The following is a 17522-nucleotide window of genomic DNA, read 5'->3' as shown; positions in this document are numbered from 1 at the left end:
CATAAATGAGTACCGGTTTAGCGCCTAACTTCGTCATGATAAGGACAAAAAAGGTCGTTATTCCGGCGATATCCGTCCATTTGAGAGAAATAGAGGAAATTTATGTCGCTATTCTCCCCGGTCGCCAGGATATACCTATGTTTTGGACCATTTATAGGAAAATAGGGACAAAAAAATCCGCTATAGGGATCAACATGCTAGGGCTCCCGATAATAAGAACATAAAATTCCACTATTTTTGAAGGCCGGCAGTTCGTCCTTCCAGAAGCTGCCCGCTCCACTTTCACTCCTCAACTTCCTCCTGTTCGACCCGCTTGACCAGGTTCCCCAACTTTGAGAGCAACTGGCTCCGCCAGTCGCCCAGTTCCTTAATTCTTTCTTCGATTAATTCGGAAGGGGATTTAACCGTTTTTCCGTTGCAGTAGGATAACGCACTCCACATGGCTCGTCTGCGGGAACATGTCGACCGGCTGCACCCAGTCGATAGCATAGCCGCCGTCCAGCAGCACCTTGCAATCCTTGGCCAGGGTGGAAGGGTTGCAGGACACGTAAACGAAGCGCTTCGGCTTCGTGCGCAGGACCGCTTCGAGGAAGCGGGGATCAAGGCCGGTGCGCGGCGGGTCGGCGACGATCACGTCGGGCGCGAAGCCGCTCTTCACCCAGCGGGGCAGCAGTTCCTCCGCGTAGCCGGCGTAAAAGGAGGCGTTGCCGCGGCCGTTGCGGGCGGCGTTTGCCTTGGCGTCCTCGACGGCCTCGGGGATCGACTCGATCCCGCGCACCTCCCGCGCGTAAGGCGCCAGCCACAGGCCGATCGTACCGGTGCCGCAGTAGGCGTCGACGACCGTTTCCCGGCCGGTCAGCCCGGCGGCGGCGCGCACCGTTTCGTACAGCTTCACCGTCTGAATCGGGTTCAACTGGAAAAAGGCGCGGGGCGATAACGTAAACTCCAGGTCGCCAAGCGACTCCCGGATGCTGTCTTCGCCCCAAAGAATCACCGTCTTGTTGCCGAAGACAAGCGATGTATTTTTCGGATTGACGTTCATCGCAATGCTCGTCAAATCGGGCAGCGCCAGCCGCAGTCCCTTGATCAACTCGGCCTGGCGCGGCAGCTTGTCACTCGCCGTTACGAGCGTGACCTGGAGCTGCTCCGACTGGAACCCCCAGCGAACGACGATTGTGCGGACGAGCCCCTGATTGCTTTTTTCCCGGTAGACGGGGATTTGCAACTGCTGCAGGACGTTGCGCGTCCGGTCCACCGCTTCATTGATCTTCGGATGTTGAATCGGGCAGCCGGTGATGTCGATCAACTTGTGCGAGTCGGCCGCGTACAGTCCGGCGATCACGCCTTCCTGGGCCATGCCGAGCTGCAGCTGTGCTTTGTTGCGGTAATTCCAGGGATGCTCCATGCCCAGTATCGGCTTAATCCGCATGTCCTGCAATCCGGCATAACGGGAAAAGGCCTCGCGCACCATGTCCTCCTTGCCGGCGAGCTGGCCTTCGTAAGACAGGTGCTGGATTTGGCAGCCGCCGCAAATGCCGAAAACCGGACATGGCGCATCCACCCGGTAAGGGGAGCGTTTTTCGATCTCCTTGATGACGGCGGAAATAAACTTGTCCGAAACACCGGTAACTTCCGCCTTGATGACTTCCCCGGGGATGGCGCCTTCGATAAATACCGCCTTGCGGCGGTAGTAGCCAACCCCTTCGCCGTTGATCCCGAGCCTCTTGACCGTGACGACGATCCTGTCTCCGGCCTGCAGCCGGTCGGCTTCCTCCCGGGTTGCGGCGGATTGCTTTGGACGCGGCTTCGAACCGTGTTTTTTTCCCGGCGTCTGTATTTTTTTATCAAAATGTTGTTGTTTGTTGTCTTTCATTGATCCGGATTCTCCATTTTCGAAATATGTACAGACCCACTATACCATGCGGGGTCGTGGAGCACCACTGGCAGCTAACGCTTCGGTTTTTAATTCAAGGCGTGCAGCAATAGAAAAGTCAGCAGCCCTGCGGCGGAGAGGGCGACTTCGGCCCAGCCAAAGAAGCGGGCGCAGCGGTGCTCCTTTTTCATATGCGTCACTTTGTAAATCTCCTTGTCCACCAGCAGCAGAATAAGTCCCGAGAACAGGAACATGACGGAGGTGGATGCGAGCACGCGAATCATACGGTTTTCCTCCTATTTGCTCTTTATTCCGACGCGGCGGATCGTATTTTCGATTTCGACATCAACGGGAATGTCCGAATACATCAGCTCCCAATCGCGCTTTTGATGAATATTGTCCCGCCAGAAGGAACGGTAGTGGGCTCTGACATATTCTCCGATTCCGAAAATATCCGAATGATCGCGTTGGGTTTTGCGGATAAAGCTTTTGATCAGGGCGGCCGCTTTTTGATCGAATGCTTTCTCAATACGCCGGATGTCCGCCGAACTGTCGATGGCTTGACCGGAATCGAAGTGTTCGTCAAGGACGGATTCCACATGAATTTTAAAGGAAACGCGAGGTTTGCCGTCAACGATTTTGACGATGGTCCGCGTGTGCCGCTCCGTGACCTTGGTCATGACGTAACCGATGCCGGGGACATGATACAGGGTGGAGTATCCGCCGGGATTCAGGCCTTTGGCCGCCATAAAAGCCCCGATTTCGATCGGATCGCTCGTTCCGGCGAGACGTCCGGCGCTGAAATACGCGAGCCCTTTGATCAAAATATTATCTTTGCCCTGAATGGTGACGTAAGGCAGGTAGCCGTCCTGCCCCCATTTCGATTCCTCATCCCAGAAAGCCCCAAGAAAATTGGGAGGAAACTTGCCCATATCGACCGCTTTTTCCACCATAGCATCGAGATAAAGCGTCGGTACGCGTTCCAGCGGAGGAGCCACCTTCATCAGCCTTGCCGCTTCAATATCGGAAACAAGCAGCCAGATACGGCGGCGGACTTCCGGGTTGCGGCGCAGAAAATCGCTTAGTTCATCGAGCCCTTGCCGGGCGATGCTTTCATTGATCACGATAATCCGCAGATGCACGAGATAGCGGGGATCGGCAATTTGCTGCTGCAAATTGTTCAGCGCTTCGTCCAGGCTGTGACCGATGACTTGAACGACCCAGACCGGATTGGTGTTCTCGTTCCCGCCGCCCATTCCGCTGCTTGGCCCTAAAGGAACGCGCCCGGGAACGGCGATTTGCGCGGTCACCCGGAACATTTTGGCGCTGGGCGGCTGGTCTTTGAGGATGGTTACCTTCGGATCTTCCTTGGCGCTCTCCGGCGGAGCTTCGTCGATGGCGAGGCCAAGCACCAACGCCCGGTTTTCGATTTCAACCTGATCCCAGCATCCGGACAGGCTAAGCGGCAGGGTTAAAGCCATCAGGCCAAGCAGGCATCTTTTGGCAAGTCTCCTGTTCATGGTTAAGTCCTCCTCCCGCGCCGAACCAGCGAAACCGCCAAAAGCAGCAGCCCGTATCCCGTCAGGAAAATATAGCTGGACCAATCCGCGATCCGGGAGATCTCATACAATTGAAACAAATCATTCGGGAGCATGGAAATGCCGAAAAAGACGGGAATCAGCAGGGTCGACGTCATGCGCTGGTCCTTTACCCGCAGCAGTTCGCACAGCGAATAAGCCGATAAATAATAGCCGGAATACAGCGTCGAGTAGATGTTAATGACCCACATGATGATAAAGATCGCGTCAAAGCGCTCGATGACCTGGCCGCCGAGCTCAATGGACCTGGCCACTTCAAGGGTCGGGTACAGCAGAAGCTTGGTTTCTTCCACCCCGTATATGCCAAGGGCCGAAATGATGATCAGCAAATACATTCCCCCCGCGACCGAAATGGCGATAACGCTTGCCTTTAGGGCCTTCTTTGGCTTTTCCGTTACAGGCAGCAGGATGGCGATGATAAAGGATCCCAAATAGAGGGAAGCCGACGAAAAGAGCGACGGGACGAGATCCGCAGGCTCATTGCCCAGCAGCGGCATGAGATTCAGCGGATTGATCGATTTGGCGGAAACCAGAAACAGAAACAAAAACGGCGTAATTACGAAAGGCCAGTAAAAAATATGCACGTAGCAAAACTTAAGCACGTTCCGGCGGCAGGAGAAAGCGACCAGAAGCAGCATCAGCAAAATGCTCATCTCGATGGGCGTTTGGCGAAAGACGACGGTGGAGAGCACCTCACCGGTATGCCGGAGTCCGAGGGCGGTCGTGATCAGAAAAACGGCCAATACCAAAGAATTGATGAAAAAAGCCGGCCATTTGCCGATCAGGTTCCGGCTGTAGTCATAAATCGTCCGGTCGCTGAACCTTTGGCTCAGGATCGCAAAGATGAACAGGCTGACCGCAGCAAAGGCCGTTCCGGCCACCGTGATTAACGGGGCTGCGGTGCCGGCGCTTTCGGCCATGATTTTCGGAAAGCTTAAGACATTAGAGCCGAAAATCGTGCTACTGATCACGACCGCCAGTTGAATCGTGCTGATTTTTCCTGCGCTTTGCATCGAGATTTCCCTCCGGAAGAATGATCTTTTCAAATTGGTGCTCAAACATGCCCTCGGCGCGCCGCGTATCGTCGACCGCATGCAGATAGGCGGGGCGTCTGCCCATCCACCAGAGCGGAGCGCGAACGAAGGTATCCTTGACCCCGGCCCGTTTTTTGGCCACAATCGACTTTAGATAAGGGACTCCGAACGATTCGAGATACAGCAAATGATTGATGATAAAAATACTTCCGATCATCACCCCGTACAGCCCGAACAAGCCGGCGAGAATGATCAGGGGGAACCGGAGCATACGCAAGGCGATCGCCACATTATAGGCCGGTGTAGCGAATGACCCGATCGTGGTCAGGGCGACGATGACGACCGTAATCGGGCTTGCTAAGCCGGCCGAGACGGCGGCTTGGCCGACGACGAGTACGCCGACGATCGACAAGGCGCCCCCGATCATCTGCGGCAGCCGGATCGTCGCTTCGCGCAGAATTTCCATGGAAGCCTCCATAATGAGTACTTCCAGCATGGCGGGAAAAGGAACTCCGGCCCGTCCGCCGGCGACCGCGACCGCAAAATCCGTCGGCATCAGCTCGGGGTTGTAGGAGATGACGGACACGTACAGCGACGGGAAGAAAATCGAAAACATCAAGGCCGCGAGCCGCACGAACCGGAGCAGGCTGGCGATCAGGAACCGTTCGGAATAATCGTCGATCGTTTGAAAAAACTGATCGAACAGCGCCGGTACGATCAGCGCAAAGGAGGAGCCGTCGACCAAAATCGCGACCCTCCCTTCCAGCAAGGCGGCGACGGTTTTATCGGGCCGTTCCGTGTTTTGGATTTGCGGGAAAGGGGAAAGCGGCTGATCTTCGATAAACTGTTCGATGTAACCGGTATCGATGATTCCGTCGATATTGATTTTCGCCAACCGCCGCATCACTTCGCCGATCAGATCCGGATTCGCAATGCCGTCCATATAGCACACCGCCACTTTCGATTTGGTCCGCGCCCCGATATCCCCGGTTTCGATTTTCAGACTGGCGCTCTGCAGCCGGTAACGGATCAGGGACAGGTTCGTTTCCAAAGCTTCGATAAATCCTTCCCGGGCGCCGCGGATGACCTGCTCGGTTTGCGGCTGTTCGATCCCGCGTTTTTCGATTTTGCGCGTGTCAAAGGTTTGCGCCTCGGCGTATCCGTCCAGAAGCAGCAGGGCATGCCCTTTGGTCATCCATTCCAGCAGTGCGCTCCAATCCGCGCTGCGCGCTCCTACATTAATGTAGACCGTTTCTTCGCAAATGGCGGCCAGCACATCGTCCCCCGAACCTGCCTCCCGTCCGCCCTCCGCCGACATCAGCGCTCTGACGATCCCTTCCTGGATTTGCTTTTGGTCGGTTAGGGAGGAGTAATACAACAATGCCGCTTCCCGCTTGCCGTAATGCAGCTTCCGAACGGTAAGATCGGTATTGTCGCCGAGCCGCACCTGCACCTCCCGCAAATTGCGTTCCAGGCTGATGTCCAGTTGCTTGGCGTTTCCCCGCTTACCGTCCTGTCCACCGGTATCTTTGGAGGAAGAAGACGAGGAGCCGGCTTGGCGCTGCTTTTCCACAAAAGTTTCGTATTTGCGTTTCCAATCCAACATCACTTAAGCCCTCCGCTGCAGTGTTTGATCGTTCGGGTGCGGCTATTCGCCCGCCTAAACGGGTTATACATAGTTGAACTAAACAAATGCGGAAGTTAGGCACACCAGTGGTCGCCTTTGTGAGCGGATTTCATCCTTGTTGGAATCTAAAAAAATCATCAGAAATCCGCGAACAACAGCGACCGCAAAAACATTTCACACGGCTGCCCTGATCCATACAATCAATAGTTCAACTTGTGTAGAAGCACGCTAACTAATTAGAGTGTTGGTTATTTTGGAAATGTTTATGTAGAGGCGGTTTATTTAGGCGGCGAAAGGGCGTGAGGCGGCCCGCTTAATGGGTCGTGGATCGACGAATCGCGGAGCGATGAATTCGCGGATCGATGGATCATGGTTGCCAAGGTGCGGCCAAGCCCGGTAAACTTTAAGTATATGGATTTAGGGAGAAAAGAGTGAGGAGCAAATGATTTCACAAACAGCAAACATGGAACAAGCGCGGCAATTGCTGCAAAAATATTACGGCTACCCCGATTTCCGCGAAGGTCAGCGAAAAATCGTGGAAAGCGTGCTGTCGGGCGCGGACACGCTCGGCATCATGCCCACCGGCGGCGGCAAATCGATCTGCTACCAGGTTCCGGCGCTTTTGCTGCCGGGGCTTACGCTGGTCGTGTCGCCGCTCATTTCTTTGATGAAGGATCAGGTGGACGCGCTGACCGCGATGGGGATCTCCGCCGCTTACATCAACAGCACGCTCACCGGCAAAGAGGTGAACGAGCGCATCCGCACCGCCCGGCGCGGCGAGCTGAAGCTGCTGTACGTGGCGCCGGAGCGGCTGGAGCTGGACTGGTTCCGCGAGGAGATGAGCGGGCTGACCATCTCCTGCGTAGCCGTGGACGAAGCGCACTGCGTTTCGCAGTGGGGGCACGACTTCCGGACGAGTTACCTGGCGGTGTCGCCGTTTGTGCAAGGGCTGCCGCAGCGCCCGATCATCGCGGCCTTTACGGCCACGGCGACGCCGGAGGTTATGGACGACATGGTGTCGCTGCTGCGGCTTGCCGAACCGGCCGTGTTCGTTACCGGCCTCGGCCGGGACAATCTGGCGATGTCGGTGCTGCGCGGCGAAAATAAACGCGAATTCGTGATGAACTATGCGAACTCGCACGCGCACCAGCCCGGCATCGTGTATGCGGCGACCCGCAAGGAGGTCGACGATCTGTACGACCGGCTGCGCCGCTCCGGCATTCCGGCGGGCCGCTACCACGCCGGCTTGTCCGACAAGGAGCGGGAGGAAAGCCAGGAGGCGTTCTTGTATGACGATATTCGCGTCATGGTCGCCACCAACGCGTTTGGCATGGGGATCGACAAGTCGAACGTACGGTACGTCATCCACTACAATATGCCGAAAAATATGGAAGCGTATGTCCAGGAAGCCGGCCGGGCCGGCCGCGACGGCGAGCCGAGCGAATGCATTTTGCTGTTCAGCCCGCAGGACATTATGACGCAAAAATTTCTGATCGAGCAAAATCCGCAGGACGACAGCCGCAAGCGCAACGAATACCGCAAGCTGCAGCAGATGGTGGAGTACTGCTATCAGACCAAGTGCCTGCGCTGGGCGATGCTCGATTATTTCGGCGAGGAGCACGACCATACGCCGTGCGGCATCTGCAGCTCCTGCCGGGACGAACGCGAGCTGGTCGACATGACCCGCGACGCGCAGATCGTCTTCTCCTGCATCCACCGGATGCGGGAGCGGTTTGGCGTGTCGCTGGTCTCCTCCGTTCTTAAGGGCTCGCAGAACAAAAAGGTGCTGCAGTACGGCTTCGACTCGCTGCCGACCTACGGGATGATGCGCACGCGCACGGAGAAGGAAATTTCCGAGCTGATCAACGTGTTTATCGCCGAGGGATATTTGGCCTTGTCGGAGGGGCAGTACCCGGTCGTACGCCTGCAGCCGCTGGCCGTGGAGGTGCTGAAAAGCCGCCATCAAGTGATGCTGCGCGCGCCGGAGCCGGCGGCCGGCAAACAGAGCGGATCCGGCGGCGGATCGCGCCGCAGGGGCTATGACGACGGCCCGTCCGCGGTGAATGAGACGATTTTCGAGCAGCTGCGCCTCATCCGGCGCGATCTCGCCGAGAAGGAGCACGTTCCTTCCTATATCATTTTCAACGATGCGACCTTGCGCGAAATGAGCGTCGTCTGCCCGACGCGCGAAGCGGATATGCTGAAGATCAAGGGCGTGGGGGAAGTCAAATATCGCAAATACGGCAAACCGTTTCTGGAATTTTTTCAAAATATGGAATAGGGTTGTGAAATATGAAAGTCATACTGGCGACATTAAACGCAAAATTTATCCATACTTCACTGGCCATTCGGCTGCTTAAAGCTTACAGCGGGAACGAGTTCGATATCGATTTGGCCGAATATACGATCAAGGATCCCGTGATGAACATCGTTTCCGACCTGTTTCAGCGCCGGCCCGACGTGGTCGGCTTCTCTTGTTACATCTGGAACATCGAAGAGACGATCAAAGTGATCCGCTTGCTGAAAAAGGTGCTGCCGGAAACGGCGATTGTGCTGGGCGGCCCTGAGGTGTCTTACGATACGCAGCATTGGATGGAGCGCGTCCGCGATGTCGATTTCATCGTGATGGGCGACGGCGAGGAGACGTTCCATCAGTTGCTGCAGGAGCTGTCCGGCGACCGGAAGTTCCACTTCGTGTTCGGCGCGGCTTACCGCAAAGGGGAGGAAGTCGTGATCAACCCGCCGCGTCCGAAATCCGATCTGAACACGCTGCCTTCGCCGCACCGTTTTCCCGAAGACATCCCGAACCTCGGTAAGCGGATCATTTATTTTGAGACGAGCCGGGGCTGCCCGTTCAGCTGCCAGTTTTGCTTGTCCAGCATCGAGGTGGGCGTGCGCTATTACGATATCGAACGGGTGAAATCCGACATCCTGTACCTGATCGAGCACGGAGCGAAAACGATCAAGTTTTTGGACCGCACGTTTAACATCAACCGCAGCTATGCGATGGAAATGTTCCAGTTTCTGATCGACAACCATCAAGGCTGCGTGTTTCAATTCGAAATCACGGCGGACATCATGCGGCCCGAGGTGCTGGATTTTCTGGCGGAAAACGCGCCGCCGGGGATCTTCCGCTTCGAAATCGGCGTGCAGTCGACGAACGATCCGACCAACGAGCTCGTCAAGCGGCGGCAGAACTTCGCGAAGCTGACCCGCACGGTGACCAAAATCAAGGACAGCGGCAAAATCGATCAGCACCTCGATCTGATCGCCGGGCTGCCGGAGGAGGATTACGCGACGTTCCGCAAGACGTTTAACGACGTGTTTGCTTTGCGTCCCGAGGAGCTGCAGCTCGGCTTCCTGAAAATGCTGCGCGGAACCGGGCTGCGGAATAACGCGGCCAAATACAATTACGTGTATATGGACCATGCTCCATATGAGATTTTGGGCAACGATGTGCTGCCGTTTTCGGACGTCGTGCGCCTGAAACGGCTCGAGGATGTGCTGGAGAAATACTGGAACGCGCATCGGATGGACCACACACTGGAATATCTGGTGAGCCGCGAGTTCGACTCGCCGTTCGATTTCTTCCAGGAGTTCGGCGATTACTGGGAGGAGCGGGGCTGGCAGCGGATCGGCCATCAGCTTGAGGATTTGTTCGCCCGTTTGCACGAATTTCTCGCCCATCGCGGCCTGAAGCGGCCGGAGGTGGCCCTTGGCCTGATGAAGCTCGATTATTTGCTCGGGCATAAATACAAGCCGCGCAAAATCTGGTGGGAAGACCGGCTGGACAAGGAGCGCCGCAGCGGCTATTTCAAGGCGCTGGCGAAGCATCCGGCGGCGTTATCCGCGGACTTCGCGGCCTACGGTCTGGACGAGCGCGAACTGCAGAAATACGCCTGCCTGCAGGTGCTGCCGTTCCGGCTGGGCGACGTGCTTGCCGGGGAGGAAGCCCCGGCAGAGCCTGCGGACCAAGGCGGGAGCACGGTTGCGGCTGCCGCCGCAGGCGCGGGCGATCTTGCAACCGCAGGCGCAGGCGCGGATGTCGCAGGCGCAGGCGATGTCGCAGCTACAGCCGCCGCAACCGCGGGTGATGCCGCAACCGTAACCGCAGGCGTGGAAGTCGTAGCCGCAGGCGCGGGTGATGCCGCAACCGTAACCGCAGGCGTGGAAGTCGTAGCCGCAGGCGCGGGTGATGCTGCAACCGCAACCGCGGGCGCAGACGCCGCTGCATTCACGGCCGCGGGCCAAGACGTAGCGGCGGCTCCGGCGACAACCGTAGACGCGGCCACAACCGCCGTTTCACTCTCAGTCGCCGATCCTCTCCCCGCCGCTGCGGACACGACCCTGCTGATCGTGCTGTACCAGCAGAACGAGGACGAGCGCCCGGTATTTTTCCATGCGCCGCTGGCATTTCAGTAAATTCCGGCACTTCCTCCATCACAGGCGTGGAAATAGAGGCCCAAAATGTCGTTATTTTCTTCCAAACCGGGATATGAGACAATTAGCGGTATAAAAGGTGCTTATTTTCCACAGACCAGCTAAAATGGGGGAGAAATGGGGGCCCGCCGCAGAAATAGAGACCAAGAATGTCGTTATTGCTGCGAAAAGTGGCCGAATTACGAAAATAAGGACAAAAAACTCCGCTATTGTGTATCCCATCGAATATCGGCAGGCATCCGGCAGGTATTCCTCCGGGAATTCCACCGAGTATCTGGCGGACGACCCACTGAGTATCGGAGAACGTTCGACGGGAAGCCAACTGCTGATCAACCTGCGCAAACACCAAAATCAAGCCGCTGACTTATTCAGCGGCTTGATTGCTATACTAAGATGAGCTGCCCTCAGCCTCTGCGCTGATAGGCAAATGGCGCTCCAACCAATCGGCAAGATCGTTCATCACTTCGTCACGGTTGATTTCGTTCAGCATTTCGTGGCGCCCGCCGGGGTACAGCTTCACCTCGACTTCCTGCAGCCCCAGCCAGGAATACAAAGCGCTCAGCCGCCGAATGCCTTCGCCGTGCAAGCCGACCGGGTCCTGGTCGCCGGCGAAAATATAGACCGGCTTATGTTTCGGGATAAACTGCATGTGCTCCGGCTGATGGATTTCCTGCAGCAGATCGAAAAAATCCTGAAAAAAACCGGCGCTGCACAGAAAACCACAGTAAGGGTCGTTTATGTATTTGTCGACCTCTAGCTCGTCGCGGGACAACCAGTCAAACGGAGTTCTGGCGGGCAGAAACTTCCGGTTGAAGCCGCCGAAGGTGAGCGCGTTCATCAGGAAACTGGGATGATCATCTCCTTGAAACCTTGCCTGCAGGCGGGCCAGGTTTTTGCCGAAGCCGAGCAGCGAGCGCGGCCCGTTCGTACCCGTAAGGACGAACCCGCGGTAAGGCTCGTGTGCAGCATACATTATTTTTTGCGTTAAAAAAGAACCCATGCTGTGGCCGAGCAAAAACAGCGGCAGCTCCGGGTACTCGCCGCGGATGATTGCGCCAAGGTTGATGAGATCCTGCACCATGCCGTTAAAGCCGTTTTCGCCGGGCCAGCCCAATTCCTCCGGGCCTCTGGCGGTGCGGCCGTGGCCGCGATGGTCGTTGGCGTAAACGACAAAGCCGCAGGCGGTCAACACCCGGGCGAGGCGCTCGTATCTTTTCGCGGTTTCCGCCATGCCGTGAGCGATTTGCAGCACACCCCGCGGCGGGGGAGCGGCTCCTTCCGCGCTCCAGCGATAGACGAACACGTTATGGCCGGCGCTGTTTTCGAACGTAAACGTTCGCTCTTCCATGCGCAGCACTCGCTTTCTCAGATTAGTTAAGAAAAACGCAATTCAACTTCACAGAATGAAAATCAGCCTAAAAGCAGGTCAATCCGATGGTTCAAATGTAAAAATGCAGTTCATTTCGGGCCAAAGTCTACTTTTTTATTATATAGCCCTAAATGAGATGTACTATCAGCTTTCGCAGTTGATTCCATCGGCTTGCCCTTCTTCCCGTGAAAAAAATCAACTCGGCTGTAGGCCTTAACCAAATCCGGCCTAGTGGGGCGGTCGCTTTGCAACTATTACTGAAGCTGCCCCCGCGAAGCCGTTGCCAAAACCGGGAAAAGCTTTCCGCTCTGATTTAGCGTCGGCTCCACCGGTAGATCACGGATTTCCCCGTTAGATCAAGGCTTGATTGCCAATTTTATGCTGCGAAAGCGGAAAGCCGCGTTCGACCCGAAGACGGTCACTCCGTCAGTCCATCACTCGTCAGTCCATCACTCGTCAGTCCATCACTCGTCAGTCCGTCACTCCGTCACATTGTAACTCTATCACACCTTAACACCGTCACACTGCAACACCGTCAAACCGCAACACCATTACACTGCAACACCATTACACTGCAACAACATTACACCGCAACACCGACCGCAACATCGTTACACTGCAACTTCATAACACCGCAATTCCGTCACACCGTCACCGCCGGCTGAAAAAACTCAATCCGCTCGCCGTCCGGTCCGTTAAAGAAGAAAAAGCGGCCGCCGCCACCCGGGAGCGAGCGGATTTCCCCATCAAGCCCCGACAGGCCCAAAGCGGCGATGCGGGCGTATTCTTCCTCGATCTCGCTGGCGGTGAAGGCGATGTGGTGAACGCGCCCTTCTCCCGGCAGATCTTCCCCGCCCTGCAAACTAACCAGTTCTACCTCTACTGACTCCTGTCCCGGAAAAGACAGAAAAGCGAGCCGCAACGGGTCGCCGACCTCCCCGATCGTGTGAAGCAGCTTCAGCCCGATAACCCGCTCGTAAAATTCGATCGAATCCTCCAGCGCGGACACGCGGATTCCGACATGCTCGATTTTGCGAATACCCATGAATAAACCCCAGCCTTTCTTTTATCGTTTGCCGCTTATTGTTTATTGTTCGCTGTTCATCGTTCATCGCTTATCTTTTCTCTACGGCGACCAGATAAGGCGCGGCTGGCCTTTGCAGCTGCCGGTATACAATCGCTTGTCCATCTGCGGCGGACAGTGACGCGGCCCAGGCTTCCACGGCTGCGGCTTCGGTCTCTCCGCCAGGGTGCCCCGGGTAGAGGACGGCGGTGAGAATCCCGCGCGGCCGCAGCAGGCGCACGGCGGCCTCAAGCGCCGGGATCGTGCTGTCCGGGAGCGTGATCAGCGCCGGGTCCGCTCCTGCGGCCGGCAGGTAGCCGAGATTGAACATCACGGCGCCCAAACGGCCATGGACCTCGGCGGGCAAAGCAGCCTCCATCTCGGCATGGCTGCGTTCGATCAGGGTGACGCCGGCCAGGGGGGAGGGCGCCCCTTTGTCAAGCCGCTCCCGGGTCAGGTTTAAGGCCTGCGGTTGAATATCGAAGGCGAACACCCGCCCCTTCGGTCCGCAGGCTTTGGCCAAAAACAGCGTGTCCGCCCCCGTGCCGGCGGTGGCGTCGACCGCGGCATCGCCCGGCTGCAGCCGTTCGCCGGCCAGCTTATGGGCCATGCTTAACACCGAGAGGAAACCCATGCCCCTTGCCCCCTCCAGTATTTGCCCTGCCAGGAATCGCGCCGTTTCAGCTCGGCGTCGATGGCGTTCAGCACTTCCCATTTTTTCAGGCTCCACATCGGCCCGATCAGCAGGTCGCGCGGCGCGTCTCCCGTCAGGCGGTGGACGATCATCTCCGGCGGCAGAAACTCCAGCGTATCGACGATCAGCTTGATGTATTCGTCCATTTCCAGGAACCGCAGCAGTCCGGCTTCATACTGCTTTACCATCGGCGTTTTGCGCATCAGGTGAAGCAGGTGGATTTTGATACCCTGAACATCCATGGCAGCGACGGCCCGCCCCGTTTCGAGCATCATTTCATGGGTTTCCTGGGGGAGGCCGTAAATGATATGCGTGCAGACGCGAATGTTGCGTTTGCGCAGCTTCTCGACGGCGTCAAGATAACACTTTGTATCATGCGCCCGGTTGATCAGTTCGGAAGTCGATTCATGGATGCTCTGCAGCCCCATCTCGACCCATAAATAAGTCCGCTCGTTCAGCTCGGCCAAATAATCGACGACGTCATCCGGGAGACAGTCCGGCCGGGTGGCGATGGACAAGCCGACGACGCCGGGCTGTTCGAGGATCGCCTCGTAATATTCGCGGAGCACCTCCACCGGGGCATACGTGTTCGTATAGGCCTGGAAGTAACCGATGTATTTGGCCTGCGGCCATTTCTGGTGCTGCCGGTCGCGGATCCGGTTGAATTGGGTCACCAGGTCGTCCCGGCGGCTGCCGGCAAAATCTCCCGAGCCCCGGGCGCTGCAAAAGGTGCAGCCGCCTTTGGCGATAGAACCGTCGCGGTTGGGGCAGGTAAAGCCGGCATCCAGCATCACCTTGAACACTTTTTCCCCGAATTCGCGGCGCATCTCGGTATTCCAGGTATGAAATCGCTTGTCTCCCCACAAAGCAGGAGTGTCCGCCATTAGTGTACTCATCACAAGCTCCTTTATTTTGTCAAAAAAATTTTTTGTATATTTATTCACTGGGAAAAGCCCGTCGTTTCGGCGATTCTACCTGATTCATTGTATCAAATTTTTCGAAAAAAGGGGAATACAGCCTGGTAGCTTCCTTGCAGTGAAATACGGATTATGCTATTTTGAATGTATTAAATTTGTTGGAACCCCAATTCCAAAATATATCGAAAAAGGAATCACTCGTTCGTCTCCCCGGCGTTCGTTTCGGTTCCTTTTTCATTTTCCGCTCTTTACTTTTATGACGATCTTCGGCAAAATATTGCAAGTACGAATAACCAGAAAAGCGAGGAATAACATGCGTTTACGCGGCAGAAAAGGCATTCGGGAGGATTTGGAGCAGCAGCGCGACCTGGTTGTGCTGGATCCCCGGGAATATAAAGGACGCTGGGCGGAGGCGTTCGGCAACGGACGGCCGATTCACATCGAGCTTGGCATGGGAAAAGGACAGTTTATCAGCGGGATGAGCGTAAAATACCCGGAGGTCAATTTTATCGGCATGGATATGTACGATGAACTGATTCGCCGGGCGGGCGAGAAAGTGCGGGCGATTTGGCGGGAACAGGGCGCGGAGCGGCCGGAAAACGTTCGGCTGGCGCTCGGCAACGTCGAATCGCTGGAGGAGTTTTTTGCTCCGGGGGAAGTGGAGCGGATTTATTTGAATTTCAGCGATCCTTGGCCGAAGAAGAAGCATTGGCGGAGAAGGTTGACGCACCCCAGATTTTTGGACAAATACCGCGCCCTGTTGAACGAGCGGGGGGAAATTCACTTTAAGACGGATTCGAGGATTCTGTTCGAGTTTTCGTTGAATTCGTTTGCCGCGTGCGGGCTGCAGATGAGCGATATTTCACTCAGCCTGCATGAGGGAGGCGTTAACGAGGGGCATGTCATGACGGAATACGAAAGCAAGTTCGTCGGTCAAGGCCTGCCGATTTACCGCTGCGAGGTGATTGTGGGGGAAGCGGCGCTGCAGCGGTATCATGAACATAAGCTGGAGCGGTTTTAGATCGGGCTTGAAAAAACAAGGCGGCGCAAAGGGATACCCTTCGCGCCGCCTTGTTTTATTTTCGAATGAAATTCGTGTTTCCAAGAAGATCGATGATGGCCTGGGCGCTCTGCATCGGACGGAAGCGGGCGATATGGCTCAGCGCGTCTTCCCTGGCGCGGACGACCTCTTCGTAATCGTCGGTCAGGCGTTTGATCCAATTCGTGATATCGTCCAGGGAATCGATCGGAGTCCCCCATCCTTGCTGCGCGAAATAGTGGGAATTTTCTTCCTCCTGGCCGGGAAGCGGCTTGTGGAACAGCATCGGGATGCCTTTGGCCAGTCCCTCGGAGCAGGTCATTCCCCCGGGCTTCGTAATCAGCAGGTCGGATATTTCCATCAGCTTGTCGATTTCCTTCGTGAATCCGAGCAGCCGAATATTCGGATGGATGAAGCGAGGATCCTTTTTCATCTTTTCCAGCGACTTTTCGTTGCTGCCGAAGCAGAAAATGATTTGGATATTTTCCCGGTATGAGGCCAGCAGCGAGTTCACTGCCTCATCCTTCATAAACCCCCAGCCGCCGCCCATCACCAGAACGGTCGGCATGTCCTTCAAGCCGAACTGCAGGCGGATGTCTTCTTTGCGGTGGCGCTCCCAGAAATTCGGATGCACGGGAATGCCCGTGATCAGGATTTTACTCTTGTCCACGCCGCGGTCCATCAGTTTGCGCTGCACCTGGTCGGTGGAGACGAGGTAGCAGTTCACTTCCCGGCTTACCCACGCCCCGTGCACATCATAATCGGTAATTACGGTGCAAAGCGGCACGTCAAGCATGCCCAGCCGCTTCATCCGCGAGATGACCGCGCTGGGAATCGGGTGGGTGCAGACGATCACGTCGGGATGCAACTGGCGTATGATCTGGATGGTGCGGGTATAAAAAATCCGATGTAGAGCAAGCGTCGTCAATCGGTTCATGGATTTTTTGTAATTGCTGCGGTACATCATGCGGATGAGCCTGGGCTGGGTGGACACTGTTTTTTTGTACGCGGTGATGAACAGCGGAGCCACTCTCGGGTTCAAAAAACTGCCGAGCTCCAGGACTTTCGTTTGCACGTTTGGCGCCAGCTTCCGTAAACTGCTGGAGAGCGCATAGGCCGCCTGGGTATGTCCCGCTCCAAACCCTTCGGATAAAAGCAAGACTCTTTGTTTATGCACTTTGGTTTCACCTTTTCCTGCAAGGTTTTCCTACTGAACTACAATATCCCCTTTACGCCCAGAATGCAACCGTGCCGAGGGCCACGCAAGAACCGATCACCGCGCCGGCAAGGCAGTCCGAAGGATAATGCAGGCCCAGGTAAATCCGCGAAACGGCGACCACCAGCGCCACGGGCAAAAGCACAAATCCGAGCCCGGGGGCGGCGGCCACGAACGGTACCGTTACCGAAAAAATCGCCGTCGTATGCCCGGAAGGAAAAGAATGGTCCTTCAGCGGATTCCTGAAGGTGTTCGTGCCCGGCAGCGTCAAATAAGGCCTAACGCGCGGATATGTTTTTTTGACGAGCGCGACGGGAAGATGGCTGAGCGCAAGAGCAACGCATGATTGCAGGCCTACCCTGCTCCAGGGCTGGGGTGCGGCAAGCCAAATGAGCAAGGAAAAGGCGATCGTAAACGTAGCTCCGCCCAAAAAAGTTAATCGATAAAGCCAGGAATTGAGAAATTCGCGGTGCCAGCGGCCGTTGATCCCCACGAAAATCCGGCGGTCCAGGTTTTTTAATTTTTGAATGAGCTGATTCATGTAATCCCTCCGCGTTTGGTTTGGCCGCGTTCTACGGCCTAAAACTGCCCGTTTTTACGTTTTGCTTAAAAAGTAGGTTGGCATTTTCAGGTTAGACTTATCATATTTTTA

At 56.2% G+C, this 17522-nt stretch carries 13 protein-coding genes and 1 pseudogene; 3 read left to right on the top strand and 11 right to left on the bottom strand.

The genetic code is table 11. The features are described 5' to 3' along the window. Nucleotides 1-400 precede the first annotated feature (400 nt). From rlmD to DYE26_RS14585, 5 genes are all read right to left on the bottom strand, one after another. Entirely contained in the window at nucleotides 401-1873 is a 1473-nt protein-coding gene (gene rlmD / locus DYE26_RS14605; protein WP_036624954.1) for a 23S rRNA (uracil(1939)-C(5))-methyltransferase RlmD, read from the bottom strand. 89 nt (nucleotides 1874-1962) lie between these two features. After that, the gene (locus tag DYE26_RS14600) at nucleotides 1963-2157 is read right to left on the bottom strand and encodes a CLC_0170 family protein (protein ID WP_036624952.1); all 195 of its coding nucleotides are present in this window, start codon (nucleotides 2155-2157) and stop codon (nucleotides 1963-1965) included. Between the two features lie 12 nt (nucleotides 2158-2169). Then, nucleotides 2170-3393, bottom strand: coding sequence for a Ger(x)C family spore germination protein (locus DYE26_RS14595; RefSeq protein ID WP_063836321.1), 1224 nt, complete (start codon nucleotides 3391-3393; stop codon nucleotides 2170-2172). Nucleotides 3394-3395: 2 nt separating this feature from the next. Beyond that, nucleotides 3396-4484 carry a GerAB/ArcD/ProY family transporter gene (locus DYE26_RS14590; RefSeq protein ID WP_036624951.1) on the bottom strand — a complete coding sequence of 363 codons (1089 nt, stop codon included), beginning with the start codon at nucleotides 4482-4484 and terminating at the stop codon, nucleotides 3396-3398. Further along, complete coding sequence (locus DYE26_RS14585) at nucleotides 4432-6111, bottom strand: spore germination protein (RefSeq protein ID WP_051985635.1); 1680 nt, start codon at nucleotides 6109-6111, stop codon at nucleotides 4432-4434. Before DYE26_RS14585 ends, DYE26_RS14590 begins: the two co-directional genes overlap by 53 nt. A 463-nt stretch (nucleotides 6112-6574) precedes the next feature. Here DYE26_RS14585 and recQ point away from each other — a divergent pair, with 463 nt between their 5' ends. Further along, nucleotides 6575-8413, top strand: coding sequence for a DNA helicase RecQ (recQ, locus tag DYE26_RS14580; protein WP_036624950.1), 1839 nt, complete (start codon nucleotides 6575-6577; stop codon nucleotides 8411-8413). Between the two features lie 11 nt (nucleotides 8414-8424). Continuing rightward, nucleotides 8425-10077: pseudogene (locus DYE26_RS14575) on the top strand (B12-binding domain-containing radical SAM protein); the annotation flags it as partial. Nucleotides 10078-10960: 883 nt separating this feature from the next. Here the strand turns inward: DYE26_RS14575 and DYE26_RS14565 are convergent. From DYE26_RS14565 to mnmL, 4 genes are all read right to left on the bottom strand, one after another. Beyond that, nucleotides 10961-11920: an alpha/beta hydrolase gene (locus tag DYE26_RS14565; RefSeq protein ID WP_036624946.1), complete on the bottom strand. Its 960-nt coding sequence runs from the start codon at nucleotides 11918-11920 to the stop codon at nucleotides 10961-10963. 664 nt (nucleotides 11921-12584) lie between these two features. Further along, nucleotides 12585-12986 carry a VOC family protein gene (locus tag DYE26_RS14555; RefSeq protein WP_036624945.1) on the bottom strand — a complete coding sequence of 134 codons (402 nt, stop codon included), beginning with the start codon at nucleotides 12984-12986 and terminating at the stop codon, nucleotides 12585-12587. Nucleotides 12987-13056: 70 nt separating this feature from the next. After that, nucleotides 13057-13638, bottom strand: coding sequence for a tRNA 5-(aminomethyl)-2-thiouridylate-methyltransferase MnmM (gene mnmM, locus DYE26_RS14550; protein ID WP_036624943.1), 582 nt, complete (start codon nucleotides 13636-13638; stop codon nucleotides 13057-13059). Beyond that, nucleotides 13617-14594: a tRNA modification radical SAM protein MnmL/YtqA gene (gene mnmL / locus DYE26_RS14545; protein WP_036628576.1), complete on the bottom strand. Its 978-nt coding sequence runs from the start codon at nucleotides 14592-14594 to the stop codon at nucleotides 13617-13619. The genes mnmM and mnmL overlap by 22 nt, the downstream gene beginning before the upstream one ends. A 334-nt stretch (nucleotides 14595-14928) precedes the next feature. Here mnmL and trmB point away from each other — a divergent pair, with 334 nt between their 5' ends. Continuing rightward, on the top strand, nucleotides 14929-15636 hold the full coding sequence (gene trmB, locus DYE26_RS14540; RefSeq protein ID WP_036624942.1) for a tRNA (guanosine(46)-N7)-methyltransferase TrmB: 708 nt from the start codon (nucleotides 14929-14931) through the stop codon (nucleotides 15634-15636). Nucleotides 15637-15691: 55 nt separating this feature from the next. On the opposite strand, the gene DYE26_RS14535 is transcribed toward trmB, so the two are convergent. After that, nucleotides 15692-16831, bottom strand: coding sequence for a UDP-N-acetylglucosamine--LPS N-acetylglucosamine transferase (locus DYE26_RS14535; protein WP_036624940.1), 1140 nt, complete (start codon nucleotides 16829-16831; stop codon nucleotides 15692-15694). 52 nt (nucleotides 16832-16883) lie between these two features. Further along, the gene (locus DYE26_RS14530; protein ID WP_036624939.1) at nucleotides 16884-17411 is read right to left on the bottom strand and encodes a phosphatase PAP2 family protein; all 528 of its coding nucleotides are present in this window, start codon (nucleotides 17409-17411) and stop codon (nucleotides 16884-16886) included. Between the last annotated feature and the right edge of the window lie 111 nt (nucleotides 17412-17522).

Origin of the sequence: Paenibacillus macerans, assembly GCF_900454495.1 — a bacterium.
Lineage (GTDB): Bacteria > Bacillota > Bacilli > Paenibacillales > Paenibacillaceae > Fontibacillus > Fontibacillus macerans.
Note: the sequence above shows the minus strand (reverse complement) of the source record. Positions and strands in the feature narration are given on the sequence as shown.

What these genes read in the sequence shown, in the direction of transcription:
- rlmD (WP_036624954.1), bottom strand. Translation starts at nt 1,873, where the DNA reads ATGAAAGACAACAAACAACAACATTTTGATAAAAAAATACAGACGCCG.
- recQ (WP_036624950.1), top strand. Translation starts at nt 6,575, where the DNA reads ATGATTTCACAAACAGCAAACATGGAACAAGCGCGGCAATTGCTGCAA.
- DYE26_RS14530 (WP_036624939.1), bottom strand. Translation starts at nt 17,411, where the DNA reads ATGAATCAGCTCATTCAAAAATTAAAAAACCTGGACCGCCGGATTTTC.
- DYE26_RS14555 (WP_036624945.1), bottom strand. Translation starts at nt 12,986, where the DNA reads ATGGGTATTCGCAAAATCGAGCATGTCGGAATCCGCGTGTCCGCGCTG.
- DYE26_RS14595 (WP_063836321.1), bottom strand. Translation starts at nt 3,393, where the DNA reads ATGAACAGGAGACTTGCCAAAAGATGCCTGCTTGGCCTGATGGCTTTA.
- DYE26_RS14590 (WP_036624951.1), bottom strand. Translation starts at nt 4,484, where the DNA reads ATGCAAAGCGCAGGAAAAATCAGCACGATTCAACTGGCGGTCGTGATC.
- DYE26_RS14565 (WP_036624946.1), bottom strand. Translation starts at nt 11,920, where the DNA reads ATGGAAGAGCGAACGTTTACGTTCGAAAACAGCGCCGGCCATAACGTG.
- mnmL (WP_036628576.1), bottom strand. Translation starts at nt 14,594, where the DNA reads ATGAGTACACTAATGGCGGACACTCCTGCTTTGTGGGGAGACAAGCGA.
- trmB (WP_036624942.1), top strand. Translation starts at nt 14,929, where the DNA reads ATGCGTTTACGCGGCAGAAAAGGCATTCGGGAGGATTTGGAGCAGCAG.
- DYE26_RS14585 (WP_051985635.1), bottom strand. Translation starts at nt 6,111, where the DNA reads ATGTTGGATTGGAAACGCAAATACGAAACTTTTGTGGAAAAGCAGCGC.
- DYE26_RS14600 (WP_036624952.1), bottom strand. Translation starts at nt 2,157, where the DNA reads ATGATTCGCGTGCTCGCATCCACCTCCGTCATGTTCCTGTTCTCGGGA.
- mnmM (WP_036624943.1), bottom strand. Translation starts at nt 13,638, where the DNA reads ATGGGTTTCCTCTCGGTGTTAAGCATGGCCCATAAGCTGGCCGGCGAA.